This is a genomic window from Paenibacillus cymbidii, from assembly GCF_004764705.1.
Taxonomy (GTDB): Bacteria; Bacillota; Bacilli; order Paenibacillales; family NBRC-103111; genus Paenibacillus_AN; species Paenibacillus_AN cymbidii.
The window spans coordinates 15748-41791 of the sequence record NZ_SHLX01000004.1; the positions used below are offsets into that span (position 1 = coordinate 15748).

The 26044-nt window shown below is 49.0% G+C and carries 20 protein-coding genes; 19 read left to right on the top strand and 1 reads right to left on the bottom strand.

Features of this window, described 5'->3' with window-relative positions; genetic code table 11:
• Positions 1-143 precede the first annotated feature (143 nt).
• The 19 genes from EXY20_RS07165 (at position 144) to EXY20_RS38820 (ending at position 25165) form a co-directional block, all read left to right on the top strand.
• Positions 144-1079, top strand: coding sequence for an ABC transporter permease (locus EXY20_RS07165; protein ID WP_135549177.1), 936 nt, complete (start codon positions 144-146; stop codon positions 1077-1079).
• A gap of 20 nt (positions 1080-1099) precedes the next feature.
• Positions 1100-1975, top strand: a complete 876-nt coding sequence (locus EXY20_RS07170) for a carbohydrate ABC transporter permease (protein ID WP_135549179.1) — start codon at positions 1100-1102, stop codon at positions 1973-1975.
• Positions 1976-2029: 54 nt separating this feature from the next.
• Positions 2030-3625, top strand: coding sequence for an extracellular solute-binding protein (locus tag EXY20_RS07175; protein ID WP_135549181.1), 1596 nt, complete (start codon positions 2030-2032; stop codon positions 3623-3625).
• 86 nt (positions 3626-3711) lie between these two features.
• Positions 3712-5946, top strand: coding sequence for an exo-rhamnogalacturonan lyase family protein (locus EXY20_RS07180; RefSeq protein ID WP_135549184.1), 2235 nt, complete (start codon positions 3712-3714; stop codon positions 5944-5946).
• A 16-nt stretch (positions 5947-5962) separates the two neighbouring features.
• Positions 5963-7162: an MGH1-like glycoside hydrolase domain-containing protein gene (locus tag EXY20_RS07185; protein WP_135549186.1), complete on the top strand. Its 1200-nt coding sequence runs from the start codon at positions 5963-5965 to the stop codon at positions 7160-7162.
• Positions 7163-7185: 23 nt separating this feature from the next.
• Positions 7186-9459 (top strand): helix-turn-helix domain-containing protein, encoded by a 2274-nt coding sequence (locus EXY20_RS07190; protein ID WP_167859044.1) that lies wholly within the window; start codon positions 7186-7188, stop codon positions 9457-9459.
• A 233-nt stretch (positions 9460-9692) separates the two neighbouring features.
• Positions 9693-10640 (top strand): ABC transporter permease, encoded by a 948-nt coding sequence (locus tag EXY20_RS07195; RefSeq protein WP_328592509.1) that lies wholly within the window; start codon positions 9693-9695, stop codon positions 10638-10640.
• Entirely contained in the window at positions 10634-11509 is an 876-nt protein-coding gene (locus EXY20_RS07200) for a carbohydrate ABC transporter permease (protein WP_135549192.1), read from the top strand. The genes EXY20_RS07195 and EXY20_RS07200 overlap by 7 nt, the downstream gene beginning before the upstream one ends.
• Before the next feature lie 90 nt (positions 11510-11599).
• Positions 11600-13135 carry an extracellular solute-binding protein gene (locus EXY20_RS07205; protein WP_135549194.1) on the top strand — a complete coding sequence of 512 codons (1536 nt, stop codon included), beginning with the start codon at positions 11600-11602 and terminating at the stop codon, positions 13133-13135.
• Between the two features lie 99 nt (positions 13136-13234).
• Positions 13235-14701, top strand: coding sequence for a sulfatase-like hydrolase/transferase (locus EXY20_RS07210; protein WP_167859045.1), 1467 nt, complete (start codon positions 13235-13237; stop codon positions 14699-14701).
• A complete protein-coding gene (locus tag EXY20_RS07215; RefSeq protein WP_135549197.1) occupies positions 14698-15666 on the top strand; it encodes a C-terminal binding protein in 969 nt (322 codons plus the stop codon). The genes EXY20_RS07210 and EXY20_RS07215 overlap by 4 nt, the downstream gene beginning before the upstream one ends.
• Positions 15667-15672: 6 nt before the next feature.
• On the top strand, positions 15673-16683 hold the full coding sequence (locus EXY20_RS07220; protein ID WP_135549198.1) for a zinc-dependent alcohol dehydrogenase: 1011 nt from the start codon (positions 15673-15675) through the stop codon (positions 16681-16683).
• Positions 16684-16720: 37 nt separating this feature from the next.
• A complete protein-coding gene (locus tag EXY20_RS07225) occupies positions 16721-16999 on the top strand; it encodes a YciI family protein (protein ID WP_135549200.1) in 279 nt (92 codons plus the stop codon).
• 57 nt (positions 17000-17056) lie between these two features.
• Complete coding sequence (locus EXY20_RS07230; RefSeq protein WP_135549202.1) at positions 17057-18058, top strand: nucleoside hydrolase; 1002 nt, start codon at positions 17057-17059, stop codon at positions 18056-18058.
• Between the two features lie 72 nt (positions 18059-18130).
• Positions 18131-19132 carry a dihydroxyacetone kinase subunit DhaK gene (locus EXY20_RS07235; RefSeq protein WP_135549753.1) on the top strand — a complete coding sequence of 334 codons (1002 nt, stop codon included), beginning with the start codon at positions 18131-18133 and terminating at the stop codon, positions 19130-19132.
• 29 nt (positions 19133-19161) lie between these two features.
• A complete protein-coding gene (gene dhaL, locus EXY20_RS07240) occupies positions 19162-19794 on the top strand; it encodes a dihydroxyacetone kinase subunit DhaL (RefSeq protein ID WP_135549203.1) in 633 nt (210 codons plus the stop codon).
• 314 nt (positions 19795-20108) lie between these two features.
• Entirely contained in the window at positions 20109-23402 is a 3294-nt protein-coding gene (locus EXY20_RS07245) for an InlB B-repeat-containing protein (RefSeq protein ID WP_135549205.1), read from the top strand.
• Between the two features lie 94 nt (positions 23403-23496).
• Entirely contained in the window at positions 23497-24966 is a 1470-nt protein-coding gene (locus EXY20_RS07250; protein ID WP_135549207.1) for a serine hydrolase domain-containing protein, read from the top strand.
• A 22-nt stretch (positions 24967-24988) separates the two neighbouring features.
• The gene (locus EXY20_RS38820; protein WP_167859046.1) at positions 24989-25165 is read left to right on the top strand and encodes a fascin domain-containing protein; all 177 of its coding nucleotides are present in this window, start codon (positions 24989-24991) and stop codon (positions 25163-25165) included.
• Between the two features lie 448 nt (positions 25166-25613).
• On the opposite strand, the gene EXY20_RS07255 is transcribed toward EXY20_RS38820, so the two are convergent.
• Positions 25614-25931: a hypothetical protein gene (locus tag EXY20_RS07255; protein ID WP_135549209.1), complete on the bottom strand. Its 318-nt coding sequence runs from the start codon at positions 25929-25931 to the stop codon at positions 25614-25616.
• Positions 25932-26044 lie beyond the last annotated feature (113 nt).

Consider the following 26044-nt stretch of genomic DNA (forward strand, 5'->3'; position numbering starts at 1 on the left):
TTGTGTTGGAAAGCGTTTCCGTGCAATGTGGATTTTGAATTCCCCTTGGAAATTGAATGCTTGAATCGCAAGGAACCCGCTTTTATGATCTTGTTAACAACGAGCTAACAGATTCGACACGATGCGCAGCAGATGGCATGCAAATGGTTGCGATCAGGAAAGAGGGCGTAGATTTGAATCAAATTGTTCGATTAATCAAAAGAGACCGTTTGCTTTTATTCATGCTGTTGCCCGGAATAATTTATTTTCTCGTTTTTAAGTACGCCCCCATGTACGGAGTCGTCATCGCCTTTCAACGATACAATTTGTACAAAGGCGTTTTTCACAGCGAGTGGGTCGGCTTCAAGTATTTTATCGAGTTTTTTCAAGGGCCGGATTTATGGCGGCTGATCCGAAATACGCTTCTCATCAATGTGTATCAACTTGTATTCGGCTTTCCGGCACCGATCATACTGGCGCTTGCTTTTAACGAGTTGCGGCATGTTTGGTTCAAAAAGTTAAGCCAGACGATCAGTTTTTTGCCGCATTTTATTTCTACCGTTGTCATTGCCGGACTTGTCGTCAATTTTCTTTCCCCATCCACCGGGCTCGTCAACAAATTTTTGGGCCTGTTCGGATTCAGTCCGATCTCGTTTCTGATGATGCCGGATTATTTCCGAACGATCTTCATCAGCATGGGAATATGGAAATCGGTCGGTTGGGGGACGATCATTTATTTGGCGGCGATAGCGGGGATTAATCCGGAACTGTACGAAGCGGCTTCCATCGATGGTGCCAGCAAGCTGAAAAAAATTTGGTATGTGACGCTTCCGGGGATTATGCCGGTTATCATCATCTTGTTCATTTTGAATTTGGGCGATATCCTGAGCGTCGGCGCAGAAGCCATCATTCTGCTGTACAATCCGGTCACCTATCAAACCGCCGATGTGCTGTCGACATACGTGTACCGCAGAGGGTTGATTTCCGGCGAGTTCAGCTTTGCTGCGGCGGTCGATTTGTTTAATTCCGCCGTGGGCCTCGTTCTCGTGATCGCGGCGAACAAATTCAGCAGAAAGGCAACGGACACAAGTATATGGTGAGCCGGGTGGGGAACAATCCAATGAAAATCGCCGATAGCTTCGGAGACCGAATTTTTTCCTATGTTGCGCTGCTCCTGGTTTTATTCGTCGTAATCGTTACCTTGTATCCTTTTGTATACGTTTTCTCTTCTTCGATCAGCGATCCGACGGCGGTATATAAAAATAGCATTTATTTATGGCCGATCGGCTTCAGCTTGAAAGCTTATCAAACCATTTTAAGCTACCCGGAACTAAGAATCGGCTATGCAAACACTGTCTTATATACTGTTGCGGGAACGGCAATCAACATGGTGCTCACTTCCTTGATGGCTTATCCGCTCTCCAGGAAAAATCTCGTCTTCCGCAAACCGTTCATGTTCATGATCACGTTCACGCTTGTGTTTTCCGGCGGGTTGATCCCTACCTTCCTGATTGTGAAGTCGCTCGGCATGACGAATACGTATTGGGCGCTCTTGATCCCGGGTGCCGTCAGTACATGGAACGTGATCCTGATGAAGACCTTCTTTGAAAGTTTGCCCAAAGAGTTGGAAGAAGCGGCCACGATCGATGGCGCATCATCGATCCAAATTTTGTCCCGCATCGTATTGCCGTTATCGCTGCCCGCTTTGGTAACGATTTCCTTGTTTTATGCCGTCGGTCATTGGAACAGCTATTTTCCGGCGATGATCTATTTGCAGAATGAGCACCTGTATCCCGTGCAATTGTTTTTGCGAAAAATCGTCTTGCTTGGACAGACGGCCGATATCACGGGAAATCAAGGCACGGAGACGATCTTGATGGCGGAATCGCTCAAATATGCCACCATCATGATTGTGGCTTTGCCGATCATCCTCGTATACCCGTTTATCCAGAAGTACTTTGTCAAAGGCGCCATGATCGGATCGCTGAAAGGGTAAACGAGCTCAAGCTCTTAACCATATCGTTCAAAATCATTAGGAGGGGTTCAGAAGATGAAGGGACTCAAGAAAGGCCTGTGGCTGATGGCGGCCGGTTCGGCATTAGCGATCGGCGCGGCAGGATGCAGCAGCTCGAATTCAGGATCGGCAGGACAATCAAGCTCAAGCCCGAGCGCAAGCGTTGCGCCGTCTGCCAGTACGGCGCCAAGCCCATCGCCTGTAGCCAGCGTATTTCCGCTGAAGGACAAGGCTTCATTCGAAATTTTCTCCGCCGCCCACGATACGAAACCGCAAACGGGCAATGAGCCGATCTTTGCCGAAATTGAAAAAAGAACGAATGTGCATCTGAATTTGACCAACATTCCCCAGGCAAGCTACAACGATAAATTCAAGGTGACCATGGCTTCCGGAAATTTGCCGGATCTCATGGATTCGGATGTCGCCTCGGCGAAAAAGTACGGCATGGATGGAGCCTTCCTGGCGCTCGACGATCTGCTCAAAAAGTACGGTCCCAACATCATGAAATCGATCAAGGAAGAGGGCATCGACGCAACCTTGCGCGCTGCCGACGGGAAAATCTACGGGATTCCGTATTTCACGATGCCGGGTACCTCGGCAAACGTCCCGCAATACAGGCAGGATTGGTTGGATCAGTTGAATTTGAAAGTCCCAACAACGCCGGATGAGTTTTATAAGGTGCTCAAAGCTTTCAAGGATGCGCAGGTGGGCGGCAAGGATACGATTCCGTTCGCTCCGCAAGGGTATAATAACTTCCCGGTATTCCGGTCGTTCGGGGCGGATCACCGCATGTATTTGAACAGCGCAGGCGTGTATCAGTTTGGTCCTTCTCTTCCCGGGATGAAAGATGCGTTAACATTTTTGAATAAATTGTACAACGAGCAATTGATTGATCCCGAGTTCGCCATCATCTCCAAGCAGCAATGGGAAGCCAAGGTCAGTAAAGGCAATGTGGGAGCCATCTACTTCAACCCGGCCCGTACCGATTTTTTCACCGACGTGCTGAAGAAGGAAAACCCGAAAGCCAAGATGGTGGGCGGGGGAGCGCTCAAGGATAAAAACGGCAAAGGCGAGTTGTTGCCGGATTACAGCGTGAAAGGAGTCATGGCCGTCTCGTCCAAATCCAAAAACGCGGAATTGATCGTCAAATATTACGATTTCCTGTACAGTCCCGAAGGCAAGCTTCTGACGCAATACGGCATTGAAGGCCAGAGTTACACCATGAAGGACGGAAAACCGCAATATACGGAAGAGTTCAAGAAAGATATGGTCAATAATCCCACCCTCCTGGGCATAGGCACATCCAAATATTTCTTTACCGCCCCGATGCCGAACCTGTTTAAGGATCGCAATGAAGGCACGTTGATGGCCGCTGCCGTAGAAACGTCAAAGCCGGATTGGACCAAACAAGAACCGCAACTGAGCTTTACGCAAGCGGAGCAAGATATTGTTTCCAAAAACCTGCAGCCGATTATGGACAAAACGAGCGAGTATATGATCAAATTCATTATCGGCCAGGAGCCGCTGGCAAATTTCGATAAATTCGTAGGCGAACTGAAGCAGCGCGGCTTGGATGAGTTGGTCAAAACTTATAACGATGCTTATCAGCGTGCTTTGAAGGCTGCCCAATAAACGGAAGGGCCAAAATAGATTGCCGATTGGAGGGTAGCTGATACCCTCCAATTTAGATTCTTGCAGTGCCGGAAGGAGAGGCGCCGATGATATCGCTCCAATTCGAGAAGCTTTCCATGTATCCCAGGCTTGAGGAACCATGCACGATTGCGGTGCCTTTCGCCAAAGGCGTGTTGACCGACTGGTTAAGAGTATCCGTCCTCGATGGCAATGTGGCGGTACCGACGCAAACAAGGGTGACCGCCACGTGGTCCGACGGTTCCATAAAATGGCTGCTGCTGCATTTTCTCGCCGATCTTCCGGCCAATCGGGGCAAACGGTTCGAGATATCGACGGATCGTGTTACGGCGGCGCCTTCGGAACCGGTTACGATCGATCAGGGCGATGGTACGCTTGCGATCCGCACGGGTGCGATAGAAGCCGAGTTGACGGCTCCGGGAGGTACGGGGTTATTCCAATCGTTGAAGCGAAAAGGAAGTGATCCCACCCATCACGTGAGCGGGCCGTCGCTTTGCGATGCTGCCGGTCGGGAGTATGAATGTGTGATATCCGCAGCAGGCTGGCGCGTCATCGAAGCGGGACCGGTTCGTTGCGTCGTAGAAGCGAAAGGAAAGCACCGCGGTCGTGCCGATGAAAGCCAGTGGTTCGACTTTGTCGTGCGGATCTATGCGTATGCCGGAAAACCATGGCTGATGATCGATTATCAGATTGTAAACAAAGAGCCGGAGAGCGAGCAGACGATTTACGCTGCCGAATTGCATGTTCGTTCCGCTCCCGCTATTCGGACATCCGATCGGCTTCGGTTGGCGATCAGCCGCGCCGGAGACGATCGGCGGATGAGAAGCGGATCGGCAGGAGAGCGGTTGTCTTGTTTATTAACAGCCAAGCTGCTCGAAAAAGAATTTATCGAAGACCAGGCGGAAACGTTTGCGGGTACATGCTGGGCGGATTTGTCCGTACAGCGGCAGGGCGGAATCAGCGTTACATTGTTTCAGGCGCAGCAAAATTGCCCGAAATCGCTGGATGTTACAGGGGAAGAAATACGTGTCGGCATCATTCCGGCCGGTCATCCGATCCGTATGCTGCAGGGGATGGCCAAAACCAACCGCTTGTTCCTGCATGTGCACGGCGGGGACGAAACGCTGGAAGAGGTGAATGTGCGCAGTCTGCAATTCCAGCTTCCGGATCATCCCGTGCTCGAGTCTGCCGCCTTCGAGCGCGCCGGCATTATCGAACCGATTCCCGCCGATCGAACGATAGCTGGAGTGGAGCGCGGATTTTATCGCATGGCCGACGGACGTTCGAAAACGTACGGCATGCTGCATTGGGGCGATGCGCCGGATAAAGGCTATACGTCCCAAGGAAGGGGCGGCGGAGATTGGGTTTGGGTGAATAACGAGTATGATCTGCCTCATGCGATGATGCATTGGTATGCGAGATCCGGGAAAAGAAGGTTTTATGACTATTTGCTGCGAGCGGCGGAGCACTGGAAGGATGTCGACATTGTCCATTACAGCCCCGACCCGCTGCGCTTTCAAGGTCATGTGATGCACTCCGCCAACCATGCAACTGGCGAGGTGAAAGTTTGTCATGAGTGGGTAGAGGGCTTGCTTGATTATTACCACCTGACGGGAGAACAATCCGCACTCGAGGCGGCAATCGGCATCGGAGAAAATGTGAGGCGGCTGCTGGCTACTTCCCGTTACCAGGGCGAGGGCGGCATTTCCGCAAGAGAAAGCGGTTGGGCGCTTCGCAGTCTGGGAGCCTTGTACAACGAGACCCATGACGAGAAATGGCTGCAAACCGCCGACAGAATCGTCGATCATTTCGAAGCCTGGAAAAAGAAGTACGGCGCCTGGCTGGCTCCCGCTGCAGGCCATGTCGTTTATCGTTCCGGCTTCATGATCTGCATCGCAGTCAACAGCCTGATGCGGTATTATCGAATCCGCCCGGAAGAACGGATCAAGCGAATGATCGTGGAAGCGGTGGAGGATTATGTGGAGCATTGTTACGTGAAAGAAGCGGGCCTGTTTTATTATAAAGAACTGCCGAGCACACAGCAGCTGCACAGCAATCCGATTTGTCTGGAATCGCTTTCGTATGCCTACGAATTCACCGGCGACCCGGGCTATTTGGAAGCCGGCCGAGTTACATTCGAGGAAGCAATCAAAGCTGCTCCAGGATGGGAGAAATCGAGGGAAATTGCCGGTGATGCGCTCATTTTTTGGGGCGACAGTCCAAAGAAGTTTGCCCAGTACTATTACCCGATCTTCTACTACTATCAGACGATTCTAAAAGCCGGCATCACGTTCCATTCCTAAGACGAGGAGAGCATTCATGCGAAATTTGAAACAGCAAGTATTTGCCATGGGCAAGCCCGAGTGGAGATCGATGCTGGAATACACGGTAGAGCTCCATCGAAAGTGCACGCGGGAACCGGAGCCTCCCTTTTCATATCCATGGGAAGAAATCGGAACGGGGTACTGCTTCGGACCGGCTTTCGGTCATATCGATCTCACCCACGCGACGCTGGACACGCTCCGTTATCAGCCGATTCATGCCAAAAATCAACTGCTAAACTACTTGAGCCTGCAAACGGCCGACGGATTGATCCCCGGCTGCATTTGGTTCCGCGGCGGCGATGTGAAATGGAGTACGGCGAAGGGGCATCCTCCGTTTTGGCCGGTGGCTGTGCAAGATTTTCACGACCTGTACGAAGATTTCGACTTGATTCGATCTGCCTATCTTGCCCTGGTTCGTCAAATCGGTTGGTTTGAAACCAATCGGAAAGCAGATAACGAAGGGTATTATTATATCGATCTTTGGAAAAAGGTGTGGGAAAGCGGTGTCGATGACGGCATACGTTACGACAATATCACACCGGGTCCCTATGCGTGCGTCGATGCGACTGCCCATGTGTATCAAATGTACGTCTATGCTGCAAAGTGGGCAAACCTTCTTGATTTGCCTGCCGAATCCGGTAAATGGCAAATCAGAGCCAAACAGCTGGCGGAGTTTATCCGCGGCGCCTTGTTCGATGAAGAAACGGCGCTATTCCACGATAGTTGGTCGGTCGGTCAGCCTCACAGCCGCCGCCTTACGTTTGAGGGCATGTGGCCGATGATGGTTGGCGCGGCAACGGCGGAACAAGCGAATCGCGTGATCGATGAAAATTTGCTGAATCCCGACCGGTTTTTCACTGCGCATCCGGTTCCGACCATCGCTCTGGAGGATCCGGCATTTGAGCTTCGCATGTGGCGGGGGCCGTCCTGGAACAGTATCACCTATTGGGTCGCCCGAGGTTGTACGCTGTACGGGAGAAACGATGCAGCCCTGGCGATTCTGGAACGAGCGATTGACCATACAGCCGTGAAATTCGCCGAAACCGGAACCTTATGGGAATTCTATCATCCTCATGGAGGACTGCAGGCCGAGCTCCAAAGAAAACCGTATACCGCGTTTAATCAGCCGTGTCGCGAATATATGGGCCATAACCCGATGATCGCCATGACCGATTTATGGGCTTCACTAAACTAAAAATAATAGGAGAGGTGCAGCCGGTGTTCGCTTCCTCACTATTAAGAAGATGGTTTGTGTTCAGCACGCTTCTTACGTTACTCCCAATTCTTTTTTTGGGAGTGTTTTCATATACAATTGCAACCAATGGCATTCAGGAGAAAGTAGACGAGGGCAACCTGCAAAATTTGTTGCAGACCCAAATGCGGGTGGAGCAGCTGCTCAAAGTACTGGAGTACGTGGTGATGCAATATGTCAGTTCGCCAAGTGTTAATAATGCGCTTAATAAATCGCTCACTACCACCACCGACTTCAAGGAAATCAACGATTTGTCGCAAGGATTGCATAATCTTCATTTTTTCGTCGGTGTGCAAGATGCCTTTCTGATTAACGTGAGGGAAAACTGGTACATTGGAAATAATGGATTCGGAAGCAACCTTAAGGAGCTTGCCGATTATGAAAGTTTGGAACGATATCATTCGATGACCAACAATTTGGTATGGATGCCGGATTCGACTTCCTCCCCGGAGATGGGAACCTTGAATTTGATCTGCAAAGTGCCACTATTGAATTTTTCCGCGGAAACTAGGGCTTTGCTGATTTTGAAAATCAAAAAAAGTGAATTGAATCGGCAGTTTTTGACGCAAAATGAGCTGGGAAACCTGTTCGTGTTGGATCGTTCCCGCCAAGCGGTGCTCGGTGATCCGAATATCGGTGAATTATCTGTGGAAGTCCGAAACCGGATTACTGAAAAGATAGCGTCCTTGCAAAGTCGCAACGGCAACTTTCCGATGGATTGGGAAGGACGAGATGTAAGGATTCATTTTATCCAATCACCCCAGCACGGTTGGACTTATCTAGCTGTTCAAGATGCCAAAAAGTCTACAATGGAGGCTCGACAAATCGGGATCTTCACATTGGCAAGCTGTGCGGCGTTATTCCTGCTTTTCGGAGCGGCAGCCCTATATGGCTCCCATTGGATGTATTCGCCAATCCGGGGATTTGTCCAATTTCTGCGAAGTGTCTTAGGCAAGAAAGACGAGGGGGATGTGAAGGATGATTTCGCCGACTTGGCGCAACGTATTCGTCATTTGATGAATAGCGGTCTTCAGATGCAGGATCAATTGACCTTCTATGCCGTCCAACTCAGGGACAGCTTCGTACAGCGGTTATTGGCCGGAAAAATCACGAAAATCAAATTGCTGGAGCACTTGTCCGCAATGGGCTTTCCCGATGCTTGGAAGCGATTGATTGTGCTTGTCGTCCAAATTGATACTTTGAAGAATACACGTTATCAGGAACGAGACAATGATTTGTTACTTTTCGCGATCGGGAATATTGTGGGCGATTTAGTAGATCCCATGAAAAGATTTCAGCCGGTATCCATGGACAACTCGCAAGTGACGATTCTGGCTTCGGAATTTGAAACGGAAGAAGAATGCAGCAGATGGGCGCTCTCGATTGCGGAAGATATTCGAATCAAGATAACGGAATTCCTCGGCTTGAAAGTAAGCATTGGGGTCAGCCGTTCTTATGTCGACCTTGTCGATGTATCGAGTGCTTACCAGGAAAGTCTTGAGGCTCTGAAGTATAGGTTCCAACTGGGATCGGAAATGATCTTGCACATTGATGACATTCAATTGAACAGAACCAAGAAAACCGTGTACCCCAAACAGTTGGAAAAGGGTATTGTCGATGCGGTAAAGCTCGGGCATCCCGAGCGGATATCTGCAAGCTTGGAAGTTTATTTGCTGCATGCCATCCAATCCAATATCCATGTTCAAGAATTCCAATTTATACTGATGCAATTGATCGGACGTTTGACTGAGTTGCTTTACGATTCCGGTTTGTCAGCCGAGAAGGTTCTTGGAGATAAGCAGGTTGCCGAGCATTTGCTGCAAGGAAAATCATTGATAGAGTGGAAACGATGGATATTGGACGAAATCGCGATTCCTATAGCCAACCACTTAAGGGATGAACGTGAATCGCACATTAATCGGATAACGGAAGATCTGATTCGGATAATTGACAGGGAATTCGAATCGAATTTAACGCTGGAAGATTGCTCGGCGAGACTTAATTTTCACCCGGTTTATGTCAGTCGCGTGTTCAAGAAGGAAACCGGATTCACCTTCAGTGATTATTTGGCGCAGCATCGGCTACGGATCGCAAAGAAATGGCTGGTCGAGACGGATATGACAATTCTGGAAATCGCCACGCGGCTGAATTACGCGAATTCAACCCCGTTTATCCGATATTTTAGCAAGGTTACCGGAGTTACACCTGGAAAGTATCGTAAAGATCATATGCAGTGGTAGGACGAACAAACACCCAAGCTTACTAAGGAAACTTGGATGTTTATCTTATTATCAGATCAATTGGCTAAATGGGGTGGATGCATAGGTTATCTTCTGTATATATCGATCCTGCAATGTCGATCTCGGTGAAATAGTTAACTGAGGTATATATACTTCTTCGAACACGGCGCGTTACATTTCATGTATCCACAACGATTTGGAAAAGGAGAAAATCAAACATGAAGAACAACGCCATGGCGACAACCGTTCTTCAAAGCACTCAGTCTGTCAAAAAACGCAGGCCGTGGGTTGCCGACTTGATCATGGATCGATGGCTGTATTTGATGCTTGTTCCAGGTATCGTTTTTTTCATTTTGTTTAAATATGTACCCATGTTTGGTATCGCTATGGCGTTCCAAGATTATAGGCCGCATTTGGGGTTCTTAAACAGTCCATGGGTTGGGTCCAAGCATTTTGAACGTCTGTTTGCGGATCCGCAGTTTATGAATCTTCTGAAAAACACGTTGATTTTGGCCGTGTACGACATCGTCTTTTATTTCCCTATACCGATTTTATTGTCACTGCTTCTCAACGAGGTTCGTCTTCAATTGTTCAAGCGAACAATCCAAACGTTGGTCTATATTCCACACTTTATATCCTGGGTCGTTGTGGTCGCTATTTCTTATCTTTTCTTCACAACAGAAGGCGGGGTCGTGAATGATCTGATCGCCTCGATGGGAATGGAGAAGATCCCTTTTCTGCTGAGCGAGGAATGGTTCCGGCCTCTGTTTATGCTTCAGGCGATCTGGAAGGACGCGGGTTGGGGTACGATCATCTTCCTTGCCGCTTTGGCGGGAGTCGATCCCCAGCTCTACGAGGCCTCCCGTATAGACGGAGCTAACCGTTGGCATCAGCTATGGCTGATTACTTTGCCCGCCATCCGCAGCACCATCGTGATCTTGTTTATCCTCCGTTTGGGCAATTTTTTGGATGTCGGCTTCGAGCATATCTTTCTGATGCTGAATCCGATGAACCGTGAGGTTGCGGAAGTGTTTGAAACCTACATTTACCGGGTCGGCTTGACACAAGCACAATTCAGCTATAGCACCGCTGTTGGTCTATTCAAATCATTGATCGGACTGGTTCTGGTACTCTCGGCCAACTGGGCGGTACGAAGGACGGGAGAGGAGGGAATCTGGTGAATCACCGAGGCTTCGGGGAGCGTTTGTTTAACGTATTTAACGTCATTTTTTTGACCTTGATCGGCTTATCGGCGCTTCTTCCCTTTATTTACATTGTCTCCGCATCCTTCTCATCGGAAGAAGTGGTGGCTAAGGGAACGTTCCTGCTTTTTCCGACTGATGTATCGCTGGTTGCATACAAGTATATTTTTTCGACCAATACACTCGTTCGCAGCATGATGATTTCGTTCTACGTGACCGTTGCAGGGACACTGATCAATCTGCTGCTCACCTCCTTGATGGCGTATCCGCTTGCTCATCATCGTCTGCGCGGAAGGCGAACCTTGCTTATTCTCGTGCTATTTACGATGTTGTTCACAGGCGGCTTGATTCCCACCTATATCGTTGTCAAGTCACTAGGTTTGATCAATTCCTTGTGGGCACTTATGATCCCGAATGCAATCAGTGCATTCAATCTGATTATTCTGAAAAACTTCTTTCAGCAAATTCCGGATGGACTACAGGAATCCGCCAAGATCGACGGCGCAAACGATTTGCGGATACTGCTCAGCATTGTGCTTCCCCTGTCCGCACCGGCTTTGGCTACTTTTGCCCTATTCTATGCGGTTGGGCACTGGAACAGCTATTTCAACGCCATCATTTATTTGAACGATTCCGACAAATGGCCAATCCAAGTTATGCTGCGGCAGATTGTCATCTTGGCGCAATCCGGCTTCGCGGATTCAGCTTCTTTGGATGATACGATTCTCCCGGCGGAAACCGTGAAAATGGCAGTGATCACCTTTGCGACGGTACCGATCCTAATGGTGTATCCGTTCCTGCAAAAGCATTTTGCTAAGGGCGTTCTGTTGGGATCGGTAAAAGGCTAGTCTTGAGGGGGGGACGAACTATTCGGCAGAGAGGGATGGCTATCTGGAAAACAGAAGGGACCGTTTTTAATACAAAGAGAGGGTGAGAATATGTCTAAAAAACAGAAAGTATTGACACCGGTTAAATGGATGGTAGTTGCTTCGATGCTCTCCATGATCATTGCTTGCTCCACCGGCGGCAATGGCAGCGGTACGACGGTTTCGAAAACGGCGAATTCGGAAGGAAATGCAGTCAAGAAGGAGGAAAAACCCCTCGAAATCACTATGGCCGCGCTGGCTGCGCAAGAACCGCCCGCCGATGGTAATGAAATCGAAAAACGGATAGAGGAATTCACGAATACCAAATTGTCCATTCAGTGGATTCCCTTGGCAGCTTATGCCGACAAAATCAATTTGATGATTGCATCCGGAGAGCTGCCTAAGGTCGTGAATGTAAGCTATACTCCCACGATTCAAAGTGCCATGAAATCCGGTATGTTTTGGGAAATCGGTCCGCATTTGTCCAAATTCAAAAACTTATCCACGTTCAGTAAAGTGTATTATGATTATACTGAAATTGACGGAAAAGTCTATGGAATTCCATCTTCACGGCCGATCACCAGACAATCGCTCATTTACCGCAGCGATTGGCTTAAGAATGCAGGTTTGAAGGAGCCGAAAAACTTAGAGGAGCTCTATCAAGTTTTAAAGGCGTTTACACAAAATGATCCGGACAAAAATGGCGTTAACGATACGGTTGGCCTTGCCCTGGAAGGCTTAGGCAAGCTTAACAACATCGTTGTTATGCATGGAGGCCCTAACAGATGGACGATCGAAAACGGAAAACTGGTTCCCGATTTTGAGACCAAAGCGTACATGGATGTATTGAAATTCATGAAACGCCTGTACGACGAAAAATTGATGAACCAGGATTTTGCGATTGCCACGAGAGCTCAAACGCAAGGCTCATTTACTACAGGCAAGGCGGGCATGGTTCAAGCCGTTTCCGGCAACGCTTATAACTTATATGCACTTCTGGTTAAACCGGTACCACAAGCGGAAGTGGATTTTTTCACAGCGTTTACGGAGCCGAAGGGCAAAAAAGTGGTTGGTGAGATCAATACGGAAACCTTGACACTTATTCCTAAATCATCCGTGAAAACAGAGGAAGAGCTACTGCGCATTCTCGCCTTCTTCGACAAACTTGCGGAACCGGAAATGGCGACCTTGCTGGCGAGAGGGATCGAAGGAAAGCACTACAAAGTTGAAGACGGCAAAGCGCTCACCACCGACGGCGCATTATTCCTTAAGGAAGTATCCGATTTACGCAACCAGCTTCTGAAAACCTGGATATTTTACAACACAATGCCGCCCAAGCAGCATGCTCTATTGGATAAATCGGATCGCAGCGACCAAGATGATGAAAAATACGGTGTTTATGATGCGTCCAAGGTTTTGACCTCTGCAACCTACATGGAACGCGGTAAGGAACTGGAACAAATCATCACGGATGCGGCCACCCAATTTATTATGGGCAAATTTGACGAAGCCGGTTTCACGAAGGAAATCGAGAAATGGCACAGAACCGGTGGAGACAAAATGATGGGAGAATTTATTGCCGATTACAATAAAAAGAACAAGAAATAATTTCCGTTCATTGTGGAAAGCCGCATCTCCGTCCGGTGCGGTTTTCCCAACAGTTTAAGACAATCAAAAGAGAAAAAATATGGCGTGAGGTGAATGCCTTTGAAAAACCAATCCCGACCTAACATCTTGATATTTATGCCGGATCAAATGCAGGCACAAATCACATTTCCCGGTCACCCGTGTAAAACTCCGAACATGGATAAAATCAGTGAAAACGGTGTCAGTTTTCACTTCGCCTATCCGCCTATGGCACATTGCTGTCCGGCAAGGGCTTCATTCATGACAGGTCTTTATCCTTCGCAGCATGGGATATACAACAACGTTTCCAATGATCAGGCGATTCATAGCCAGTTAAACCCCGGTACCGAAACGTTTTCCGAGAAGCTGGCGGAGAGCGGTTATCAATTGTACTATGCCGGAAAGTGGCATGTTTCGACCGCAGAAACGCCGCAATCCAGAGGGTGGACGGAATTATACCTGAAGGAGCAGGCATTGGATCAGGGAAAACGCAGAAAAGCATACCGGGAAATGAGATGCGAAAGCGGGAAAAGAAGCCGTAAACGCGGGGAAATCTTGCGTCCCGGATGGGGAGGCTATACACTTTACGGCACTTCGGACAAATCCTACACCGAATTAAGCGACTATGTATGTGTGCAGAAAGCCATTTCGCAATTGGATCGGTTGCAGGATAGTGAAGAGCCTTGGTGCATGTATATCGGGCCGAACGGTCCGCATGATCCTTTTGTTATTCCGGAAAGGTACGCCACGATGTATGATCCCGATCAAATCGAACTACCGCCCAATTACGATGACGATCTGCAGGATAAACCCCGCATCTATCAACGCATGCGCAAGGTGTTCAGCCAACTTAGCGAACAAGAAGTGAAAGAATCCATCGCGCATTATTGGGGCTATTGTACGCTGATTGACGATTTATTCGGGGAAGTCCTGCATGCTTTGGAGCGTAACGGCCAGATGGAGAATACGCTCATTATCGTCGTTTCCGATCATGGCGAACATGTGGGGGCACATGGTTTGTACTGCAAAGGAATCAGTATGTTCGATGAAGGGTATCGCGTACCTCTGATTATGAGTTCTCCCAAGCTGGTCAACAACCCGGGGAGAGTCGTCGAACAATTTGTGACACTCATGGATATCGCTCCTACATTGATCGAATTTGCCGGAGCGGAACCGCTGGGCAAAATGAGCGGGCGCAGCCTGGTTCCATTTCTGTCAGGTGAAACGCCGGATAACTGGCGGGACAGCATATACGCCCAATGCAACGGGACGGAATTGTATTATACAAGCCGGATGGTCAAGACGAAGCAATATAAGTTCGTCTATAATCCTACCGACTTCGACGAGCTGTATGACCTGGAAGCGGATCCATATGAAATGCGCAACATTGCGGACCGTCCGGAATCGAAAGTTCTTGTGAAGGAAATGTACAGCAAGATGTGGGAGCATGCCTTTCAATCCGAGGATATGAATATGGTGCAATATATTCCGGTTACTACAGGAGAGTATGGCCCGGCAATAGTCAACGAGGAGAGCATGATGAGATGACCAAATATACGGTAGCGGTGACCGACTATGGCTTCCCTGATTTGCATCAGGAAGAAGAAGTTTTACTCCCCATGGGCTTTGAATTTGTAACGGGACAATGCAAAACGCCGGATGAAGTGATGCAATTGACTAGACATGCGGATGCGATTTTAATCGAAAGAGCACCGATAACCAAAGAAGTCATCGATAACTTGCAGCGTTGCAAAATCATCGTCAGGTATGGCGTCGGTGTCGATAGCGTTGATATACAAGCTGCGAAAGCCAGGCATATTCCTGTTGTCAACGTGCCGGACTATGGGACGGGGGAAGTCGCCGATCATGCGATGTCGCTCTTGCTCTCAAGCGTTCGGAAAATCCCGCAAATTGTTTCCCAGGTGCGCCAGGGGGTTTGGCAAACGACGCCGTGTCGACCGATTATGGGCCTGGAAGGGAAAACGCTCGGAATAGCCGGCTTCGGCAATATCGGAAAAGATGTGGCAAGGAGAGCCCAAAGCTTCGGAATCCACACGATCGCTTACGATCCATATGTGCCGGAGCACGTTTGTAACGAATGGAAAACGCAAAAGGTCGATTGGCATTCTTTACTGGAAAGAAGCGACATGATTTCGGTCCATCTTCCCTTAACTCCAGAGACCAAACATCTGTTTCACGATGAAGCCTTTGCGCGAATGAAATCAACCGCCTACCTTGTTAACACGTCAAGGGGTGGAGTGATCAAAACCGAAAGTTTAATTGATGCGCTTACAACGGGAAAAATCGCGGGCGCGGCGTTGGATGTATTGGAAGAGCAACCGATCCCGATGAGCAGCCCGCTTCTTCAATTCGACAACTGTTTCATAACCAGCCACTGCGCCTGGTATTCGGAAAGCTCATTAAACCGATTACAGCGGCATGCAGCTCTGGAAATTAAACGTATATTCAGCGGCGAGCGTCCCAAGCATGTCGTGAATGGCGTAGAGGTGTAGGAATCAATGAAAACGCTGGTTTATCACGGACCTCGGCAAATACGCGTCGAGGAACAAGAGATGCCGAAGGCGGGCCCGAACGAAGCCCTGATTAAAGTGGAATCCGTAGGCATTTGCGGGAGCGAATTGGAGGGGTATTTGGGTCATAGCAGTGTGAGGATTGCCCCGCTCGTCATGGGACATGAATGCTGCGGAACGATCGTTGAAATCGCCTTGCAATCCTGCCAAAAATCGGAATGGTCTGCAGGGGACAAGGTCGTTGTGAATCCGCTTATCACTTGCAGGAGCTGCGATCGTTGCAGGCGGGGGAAAAAACATCTTTGTCGCAAGCGCGAGTTGATCGGCATTCATCGGTCCGGTGCCTTTGCAGAGTATGTAGCTGTACCTGCGACCAATTTGTATCCCGTTCCCAAGGAAATGAACGCATCGTTAGCTTCTTTGGCCGAGCCGTTAGCGGTTTGTATCCATGCCGTCAAGAGGGGGCTTGAGCCATTCGAAGATGTTCTCATATTTGGCGCCGGAGCCATCGGGCTGCTCACATTGCAAATCGCGAAGATAATGGGAGCGAGGCGCGTTCTGGTCGTGGAGAAGCAAGAGGCGCGCATGCACCATGCCAAGGCGCTGGGGGCGGACGTTGTCATGTCGGAACAATTAGGATACAGGGCGAATGACTATTTTTCGCAAGGAATCGATACGATCATTGATTGTGTCGGCATTACGGCCACTCGAAAACAAGCGCTGCAAATGATTAATTCCGGCGGAAAAATCATTATGATCGGCTTGGGGCATGAGGAATCGCAGGTCCAGATGAGCCGACTTGTACGGCAAGAGGTATCCATCATCGGTTCTTATGCGTATTCCGATGCGGATTTTGAACAAGCGGTTCAGCTGTTGGCCGGCGGTCAGATCAGGATGGAACCGTGGACGGCCACCCACAGCTTGACGGAAGGACCCGCCTCTTTTCAAAGTTTAACGGAAGGGGAATCCATTTTCAGCAAAATTATTCTGAATCCGTAAACGTTCTCATAATTGGTTTCAGAAGGAGCCTCTGAATATGAAATATTTTGTCGTTACGTTGCCATTGATTAATAAAGAGATAAACCAAAAAGTTAGATCGGATCATTTAGCGTATATGGTGGCTCTGGAGGAGAAGAGCAAAATATTTGCTAAAGGCCGGTTTGTTGACGGATCGGGCGGAATGGTTATTTACCGGGCGGAGACGATAGAGGAAGCCGAAGAGCTTGCAATCAATGATCCATATGTTATTCACGGCGCACGGTCGTGTGATATCCGCGAGTGGTTTATTGTGGAAAAAGGGCGAGAGTATGAATGAGGGGCAGCCGACAAGTATGGAATGAAATGCCTCACATAAGAAGGAGTTGTTAAAGAGATGTCTGCGAACAGAATCATCATAGATACGGATATTGGAACCGGGACGGTTCTCGGGGGGGATCCGGACGATGCCATAGCCTTGGCGCTCGCCATGAATTCACCGGAAATCAAGCTGGAAGGCGTAACAACGGTTTACAGAGATGCGCTTCCACGTGCCCGTTTTGCAAAAAACATTCTGAAACTGGGAGGAAGGGATGACGTCGACGTTTATCCCGGATTAAGCGAAACGATGCTGCGCAATCGTCCTGGCGGGCATACCATTGACGGATTGCCTTGGGAGGCCGGTCGCGAGGATGAAGGTGTTGACATCGGAAGTGAATGGAAAGGGCATGCGGTTGACTTCATGATCAAGACCATTATGAACAATCCCGGGGAAATCACACTGGTGGCTCTCGGTCCGCTGACCAATGTTGCCGTGGCCATGGTCCGGGAGCCGCGGATCATCAAAAATGTCAAGGAAATTATCCTGATGGGGGGAGCTCACCGACTGGGGGGCAACGGAGCGGGGCTTAGACCTGCCGAAGCTAACGTAAAGCGCGATCCCGAAGCGGCCTCCGTCGTGTTTTCATCCCAAGCACCGATTGTGATGGTTGGATTAGACGTTACGATGAAAGTAGGATTCACGCAAAATGAATGCGACCTGTTGCGAAAATCAGGAAATCCGCTGAACGAAATGCTGGCGAACATGGTAGAACAATGGTTTGAAGTGATTCGCACCAAGAGACCGGATATCCGTCAAACCGGCAATGATAAAACACATATGCAAGATCCATTAGCCGTCTCCTTATTGTTGAACCGTTCGTTGGTTACCACACGAAAAATGAAAGTAACGGTCGAGTATGATCACCGTGCAGGTACCGGCCAAACCGTTGCAATAGCTCCGGAAGAGAGCATATGGCTTGACTTGGGAAATACTCGCGGAAATGTCGAGGCCTGCATGGATGTTGACAGCGAGGCTTTTCGTGAGCTGCTGCTGGAAAAGTTGATTTGCAAAATTTAGCCTGGAGGACGGAAACGAGTTCGCTCATGGCAAGTATACCGAAAGCTAAGAGGTGACTTATTTATCATGATGATGAAAAAATTTATCAATCATCCTGAGAACGTTGTTGACGATATGCTGAGAGGATTGCTGCTCGCCCATTCCGATCAACTTAGGAGCGTGAGAAGCGATAATCGTGCGCTGGTCAGAGCGGATGCGCCTGTTTATGGGAAGGTTGCCATTGCTACCGGTGGCGGATCCGGGCATCTTCCGTTATTTTTAGGATACGTTGGAAAAGGGATGCTTGACGGTGTCGCTGTGGGTGATATTTTTGCTTCGCCCAGTTCGCGGCAGATGCTTGATGTAACGCGGGCAATTCATGGAGGGAAAGGAGTTCTTTATCTATATGGCAATTATGGCGGAGATGTAATGAACTTTGATACCTCTGCAGAACTTGCGGATTTGGACAATATTCGTGTGGAGACGGTAGTCGCGACTGATGACGTGGCCTCGATGCCCAAAGGGTATGAACAACAGCGCCGCGGCGTCGCCGGGCTCTTCTATCTCTATAAACTGGCTGCGGCAAAAGCCGAGACTGGTGCAGATCTGGAGGAAGTGAAAAGAATTGCGGAAAAAGCGAATTCAAGAGTACGAACAATGGGTGTAGCTCTTAGTCCATGCATTCTGCCTGCGGTAGGACATCCGACATTTCAGTTGGGAGAGGGCGAGATGGAAGTCGGTATGGGGATTCATGGTGAGCCAGGAATTCAGAGGGGAAGCATCCAAACGGCTGATGAAGTCGCCGCAACGATCGTATCCGCCATTCTTGAGGATATGCCCATTGAGAAAGGGGAAAAAGTATCCGTCTTGATCAATGGGTTAGGAGCAACGCCGTTAGAGGAATTATATATTGTTTACCAGGCTGTCCATAACTTGCTTGCAGATCGGGGGATTGACATTGACAGCCGCTATATCGGTGAATTCGCAACGTCATTAGAGATGGCAGGTCTTTCTGTTTCCATTCTATATCTGGACGACGAGTTAGGGAGGTTAATGGAAGCGCCGTTCGTTACGCCTTTTCGCATTCAAAATTAAGGTTCGCACATCCCGGGAAGGTGATTTCTATGAAGCACTCGCTTCAGAAAAAAGATTTGATTTGGATTTTTGAAGAAATCAGCAGAATCATGGATGAAAATAAAGATTATTTGTGCAAGCTTGACGGGGCGTTAGGGGATGGCGATATCGGATTGACGATGTCCAAGGGATTTAGGGCTATCGTCTCCAACCTGCCTAACCTGGCCGATGAGGATATCGGCGGAATTTTGATACAGAGCGCGCTTCTTATGGGAGAGACGGTCGCTTCAACCATGGGAACACTTGTCTCAAGCGCATTGCTTCGTGCGGGAAAAGCACTGGCGGGAAAGAACGAGCTAAGCAAAGAGGACTCGATTGTTTTGTTTGAGGCCATGATTAAGGGAATTAGCGATAGAGGCAAAGCCAAGGTCGGAGAGAAAACGATCCTAGACTCCCTCGTGCCTGCCGCCCATGCCATGGCTCTTGCACACTGCCAACAAGGCTCGTTACAAGAAATGATGAACAGAGCTCTCGAAGCTGCTGACAATGGTGTGAAAGAGACGATTTCCATGCAGTCCAAACACGGAAGAGCCGGGAGGTATCTTGAGCGATCAATTGGATTGCAAGATCCTGGAGCAACTGTCGGAGCACTTCTGATAAAAGGGTTTGTCCGTTTGTTCTGATCTTTTAATAACGAAGCAATTGTAGAATTAGCATGCCGACGGAAAAACAAGACCGACCTGAAAGGAGAAAAACGCCCGGGCTTGTAGAATTATAATGCCCGATTGGAAATTGATTGGTTGAAAAGTAGGGAGCGGTTGTTTACGATTTGCTTGACTCGACGAGAGCCGAACCATAACGGCACCATACCTGCGAAAATGCCAGAAAAGGAGGGATGGATAATAATCGATTGATTTGAACGGCCTTTCAGCGGACATTCTCATCGCAGGAAAAGATCCGGCAAAAGTTTCGCAAAACTTTTCAAGGAGGATTTTAAATGGCAAACAAAAAGAGACCGAATCTTCGATTTATACTTCTTGTTGCCGTATTGATGTCGCTTGTTTTTCCCGGTTCCATGATTTCGGCCTATACGCATTCGCCTGTGACGATTACAAGTCCTGCATCGCCTATCAAGGTAACGGTGAACGGCAAATTCGTGAAATCGATTGTACCGCCCAAGTTTATCGACGGTAAAATATGGGTTTCTGCCGAGGCGATGGCTCATTATCTATATGCGGTATATTATGAATCGATCGATCACACCCAATTTGTTTTAAAGAACGATTATTATGAAATGACAGCCACATACGGAAGCAACCAAGTAACCGTTACGGGTGGAACGTACAGCACCATTACTACCGAAATGCCTTTTAAAGACGGCGTTTTAAGTTTTATCCCCTTGGATACGATCATGTATGCGTTTGATGCCATGTACACGTGGAACTCGGCGAGCAATACGGCAGAAGTTCTGTATAATGAAAGCCGGCATACTACCGATGAAGCCGCTATACCGACAGCCGTACCGGGTGTTGATATTACAGCCGCGGGCAAATCGAGAGACGGCTATTATAGCATTCCGTTAAGCGATCCGAACGCCGAGGTAACCGTATGGCGGAAGTCGGCGGATCCGGCAAGTTATGTCACCCCTCTAAAACCGAGAAGTACCGGATACGCTTGGGTTGAAACGCCGAAGCCCCGTTATAATGCGACATCCGGCGCCTTTGAAGGAGGCATCAGTTATACGGGCGGCCCCGGCAACGAAACGATTCGCGTAAGAATTCAATACTCTGACGGCATAACGCCGGATAAGTGGTTTAAAACCTCCATTTCCACCGTCGTCGGGGGCGGCAACAAAATACCCGATTACGATTATCTGTTAAGAAGCACGTTCAACAATATTAGCGTATATCTGGATTATGCTCCGCCTTTCGGTACAGGTTACACTTCCGAAGATTTGATTACCTATACGCTTCCGGTCGCATCTCCCAACACGATGCAAGTTCCGCTTGATCCTGCTACGGAGGTGAAATACAGGAAAGTAGGAGATGTCGCATGGCAAGATGGTCTTCCACTTGCATTTGATGCACAAAACAAAAATTTCAGAGGCTCTATCGTCGGTCTTGAGCCCGACACGAATTATGAAGTGCAAGTGAAAGTGCTGAATGATAATTACACGCGCACCTCAACCATAAAAACGTGGAAAGAAGACGTTCCGATCGCCACGACTATCCCGATCGCATCGATCTATGAGCCGGGAAAACCGCTGTCTATTCAAGGGTTGCATGGAACGGCGAGCGGATATATCCGGATCGTCGGTGACGGAACGACCGTGGTTGAAGTCACCGATGAATTTTGGGAAGCCGTAATGGTCGCGCAGTCTTCCTATGTGATTCTGGAAAACCTGATTATCCGCGGAGGCAAAAGAAGCGGGATATCGGTTCTCAGTTCAGCCAACAACATCCGAATTATCAATTGCGATATTTCCGGTTTCGGAAGAGAAGTAACCCAATACTTGGGCAAACAAACGATTACCGCTAATTCGGATCCGAATCTGGCTGTCGACTTGCGCGTAGGGCAGCCTTACTCTGCCAACGCTACGCCTATCAACAATGACTCCGGTATCTTTATAAGCGACGCAAGTTTTCTCGTCATTGAAAAGAACTTTATTCATAATGCAAAAACAAAATCCAATGCATGGAACGCCGGCGGCGGCAGAGGCTGGTACGAAAATGTGCCGGGGTACCACGAGTGGGACGAAAAACATCCGTGGGGTGTAAGCGGCATGTATGCAAGAGGCGGAGTAGGCGTCGTCGTTCGATACAACGACATTGTCGGAAGCGACGATCACCGTTTTGTCTCTCCCACTGAAACGTACGGAAATCACGATGCAGACGGCGGTATCGGGGTAGATTCCGACGTGTACGGAAACTATTTTGCGTATGCACAGGGCGACGGCTACGAATTGGAAGGCTCCAATATGAACGTAAGGTTCTACAACAACAAAATAGAAGGCGTTAATGGCGGTATCGGAATGGATACGGTTTATATCGGTCCCTTATACGTGTATCGAAATCTGATCACGAACCTGGGCGATGAATGGGGAGAGGTTACGGGCATAACCAAGCACGGAACCGATCCTACCGATTGGAGAATGGGATTGGGCGTTTACTATCTGTTTAACAATACGATGATTAGTCCGATGGGTCATATCACCCGGAAAGACTCGCAACTTTACAGACCGTATTATTTAAACAATATCATTGAATCCCAGGATAGTCCCGTTAACGGCCAGAACGTTATTACACTGAAGCATATATACAATTATCCCGGAGTAGTTTACGATTACGACTTGCTTAACGGAGCTTCGACCTCCACGAATAATACCAGTACCGGCGGGCCTGCGCCGATCGTTGAGCCTCACGGGATCACCGGGGTAAAAACCGGCGTAGCGATTGCACCCGACTCGAGCAAAAAGGCGACGTTCAACAATAGAGCAGAGGGCGATTACAGCCTGACGAGCAGCAGTCTCGGTTACGACGCGGGTACAACGATTCCCAACTTTGTCACCGGGGCGGTCTACTCAGGCGCGGCGCCTGATATTGGTGCGATCGAAAGCGGCAAAGATGTGATTGTTCCAACAAGGCCAACCGGTTTGCGATCGGTCGGCAGCAAGTATCAGGTCAACATTACGGGCAATGCGACGCAGACCGTCACGATCAGCACGTACGGCGTTCCGACCGGAACCAAGTATGATTTGCGGAAGAACAACGATAATGTCTGGTTTACCGTTGTCAATGCTTCCGGAGGTACGAGCGGCACGATTACGGAAGGTGTTCCCCTAGTGCTCACCGTAACGGGCGACCCCAAAAAAATCGGAAAAAATTTCATGGGCGAACCATTCGGAAAAACCATTTCGAAAGGTCTTCATGACCTGCAGAATACGGCTGCCAATGTATTGACGGGTCAACCGGCCGTAGGGAAAGGAGCCTTCCTGGTGAAACTGGAGGATGGTCTTTCGCTTCCGATTTCGGTTTATGTAACGGAAGGCAGCTATAATGCGACCTATACGCTAACTTATAAAGACCTCTTGCGGGAAGGGGATGGAGTTATCCAAACCGTGACGGTCAATGCAAACGGAACGTCGCTGGGCAGTACGGTTACGCCTCTGACGCGGTCAAGAGAAGGGTATGTATTCTTAGGTTGGTATGACGCAACGTATGCGAACAAGTATGATTTCAGCAAACCGATCGAAAAGAATACCGTTCTTTACGCCAAATGGCAGCCGGTATAATCGGCATGTCCGGATAATCAGCTGGAGAACCCTGCTCTCGCCATGAGGGCAGGGTTTTTACGATCATTTCTATGTAAAGGAGTTGGATCATTTTATGAACCTTCACGAGCTGTTCACGCCGTCATCCTCGCCCGAACGTTTAGGAATTCCCTCTTCGGGAATCGTTCAATTTATCGAAAGCTTGCATAGGGAACGAATCAACATGCATGGATTTTTGTTGCTGCGTCATGGGAAAATCGCCGCTGAAGGTTACTGGGCGCCTTATTCGGCGACAAGCATGCATCGGATGTATTCCGTAAGCAAGAGCTTCGTATCTTTGGCAATAGGGATGTTGATCGATGAAGGGAGAATCGCGCTGCAGGACCGGGCGGTTACATTCTTTAACGACAAATTGCCGGAAGTCGTCCATCCTTATTTGGCTCAAGCAACCGTACGAGACCTTCTGACGATGGCAAGTCCTCATAGCCGAACAGCTTATACTCGCCATGATCCGGATTGGGCCGCCGCTTTCTTTCACAACAAACCTTCGCATGTTCCGGGAACCGTATTTTCCTATGACACCTCGGCTACCGTGATCCTCTCCTCGATTGTGGAACGGATAAGCGGGACTCCTTTTCTGTCGTATATGCGCGAGCGGCTGCTGGACCCCATTGGCTTCTCCCGGGATGCCTGGTGTTTGAAAACGCCGGAAGGGACTTCGTGGGGAGGATCGGGCGTTATGTGCAGCTTAAGGGATATGGCTAAACTGGCTTATGTTTGCATGAACAAAGGCCGTTATCACGATCGTCAGCTTATTTCGGAAGCGTATATTCGTGAAGCGACATCCAAGCAAATCGATAATTCTCTTTCCGGCCATAATGGATATGGTTATCAAATCTGGATCGAAAGGGATAACGGATTTTCTTTCCGGGGAATGGGGTCGCAGCTTGCTTATTGTTATCCCGATCTGGATTTGTTATTTGCGTGTATGGCCGATACACAGGGCTCTCCTTCTGCGGAGGTTAGCCTTGTTCATGCGTTTCGCGAACATATTTATAACGCCATTCGAGAGTCCCCATTGCCTGATGATGAGGCGGCTAATACGATCCTGAACGAAAAGATGAAATCGCTGCGGATCTTGCCGCAACAAGGCAATCCCACCTCTTCCTTTGAACGGAAGGTTGATGGCAACTGGTATGCCTTTCAAGATAATCCGATGGGGAGCAAGCGGATGCGGCTTCGCTTTTTTGGGGACGAAGGCATATGGGAATACGAGAATGCCGCGGGCGGGCACCGTTTGCGATTCGGTTTGGGGAAAACAGTTCAGGGGACGTTTCCACAAAAGAACCATCTCGGTGAAACCGTCGGAACCGTATCCGGTAAAGGTTATGATTGCTTGGCTTCGGCGGCATGGGTAGAAGAGCATAAACTGAATATGCTGGTCTACATAACGGATATTCATCTGGGCTCGCTCAAAATGACCGTTTCATTCAAGGAAAATGAAATCACGATCTTTATGACCAAAGCGGCCGAATGGTTTTTGGACGAGTATGAGGGAGTTGCAAGCGGCAGTGCCACACCCTGATCCTATCCGGTCGACCTGGCCTATGAGACCTTACGAAATCGGTCTGGATCAAATCGACGGCAAGTATCTCACCGCCGAATCGGGAAAGACGAACGTGCCGATCGAAGCGGTGGGGACATCCGTCGGTACGGCGCAGCAATTCGTCGTCGAGGATGCCGGAGATGGCTACATTGCTTTCCGATCGATGGCCAACCGCTAATATTTGTCCGTATCGTCCGATCCTTATTCGCCACTGCAGGCCAAATCGGATACAGTCGGCATAAGAGAAAAGTTCTGGATCACCGACGCAGGCTCCGGGGATTGCGGATTCAGGGCTCTGGTGCACGACCAAAAGCAGAATCAGAACCTGAACCTGAACCTGAACCTTTAGTGCATTAATACCTTAAATTCGTCTCAAACGGCCGATTTGGTCAGCTTAACTGCAATAATACACTTAATTTCCACTTAATTACCAATATTTGTTAATTACAATATATTTAAGTGTTATTTTGCATTTAAGTGTATTGAACTAGTCTGTAGGGCGGCATTTAAGTGCATTTCTGCTTTAAAATGACGATCAACCCGCGCAGACGCATCTAATTTCGGCCAAAAGCAGCTTCCTCTTACGCACAGCTTCCTCGCACGCACGCTTCATTCGCACTCACGCTTCACACTCGCCACCGCGGTTTTACCAGTTCCCCCATTTCTCGACTATTCACCGTCCCAAAGTCTGGTTTAGCGCAGTAAAGTATATAGGCCTCAGTAGCAACAAGGCGGAAAAACCGGCTTAAACCGCTGCCGGCGTCCGGATCGGAGCCAATAAGGCGGAAAAACCGACTTAAACGGCTGCCGGCGTCCGGATCGGAACCAATAAGGCGGAAAAACCGACTTAAACCGCTGTCGGCGTCCGGATCGGAGCCAATAAGGCGGAAAAACCGGCTTAAACCGCTGTCGGCGTCCGGATCGGAGCCAATAAGACGGAACATACACTATCCCGCCCACGCAGCCCGGGTGCGGTGCAGCAGCGCAATCAAAGCCAAACAAACATAACTTTGCATTAGCTTTGTGTACGAATGTACCTGTCCGGGGGAACCGGGAT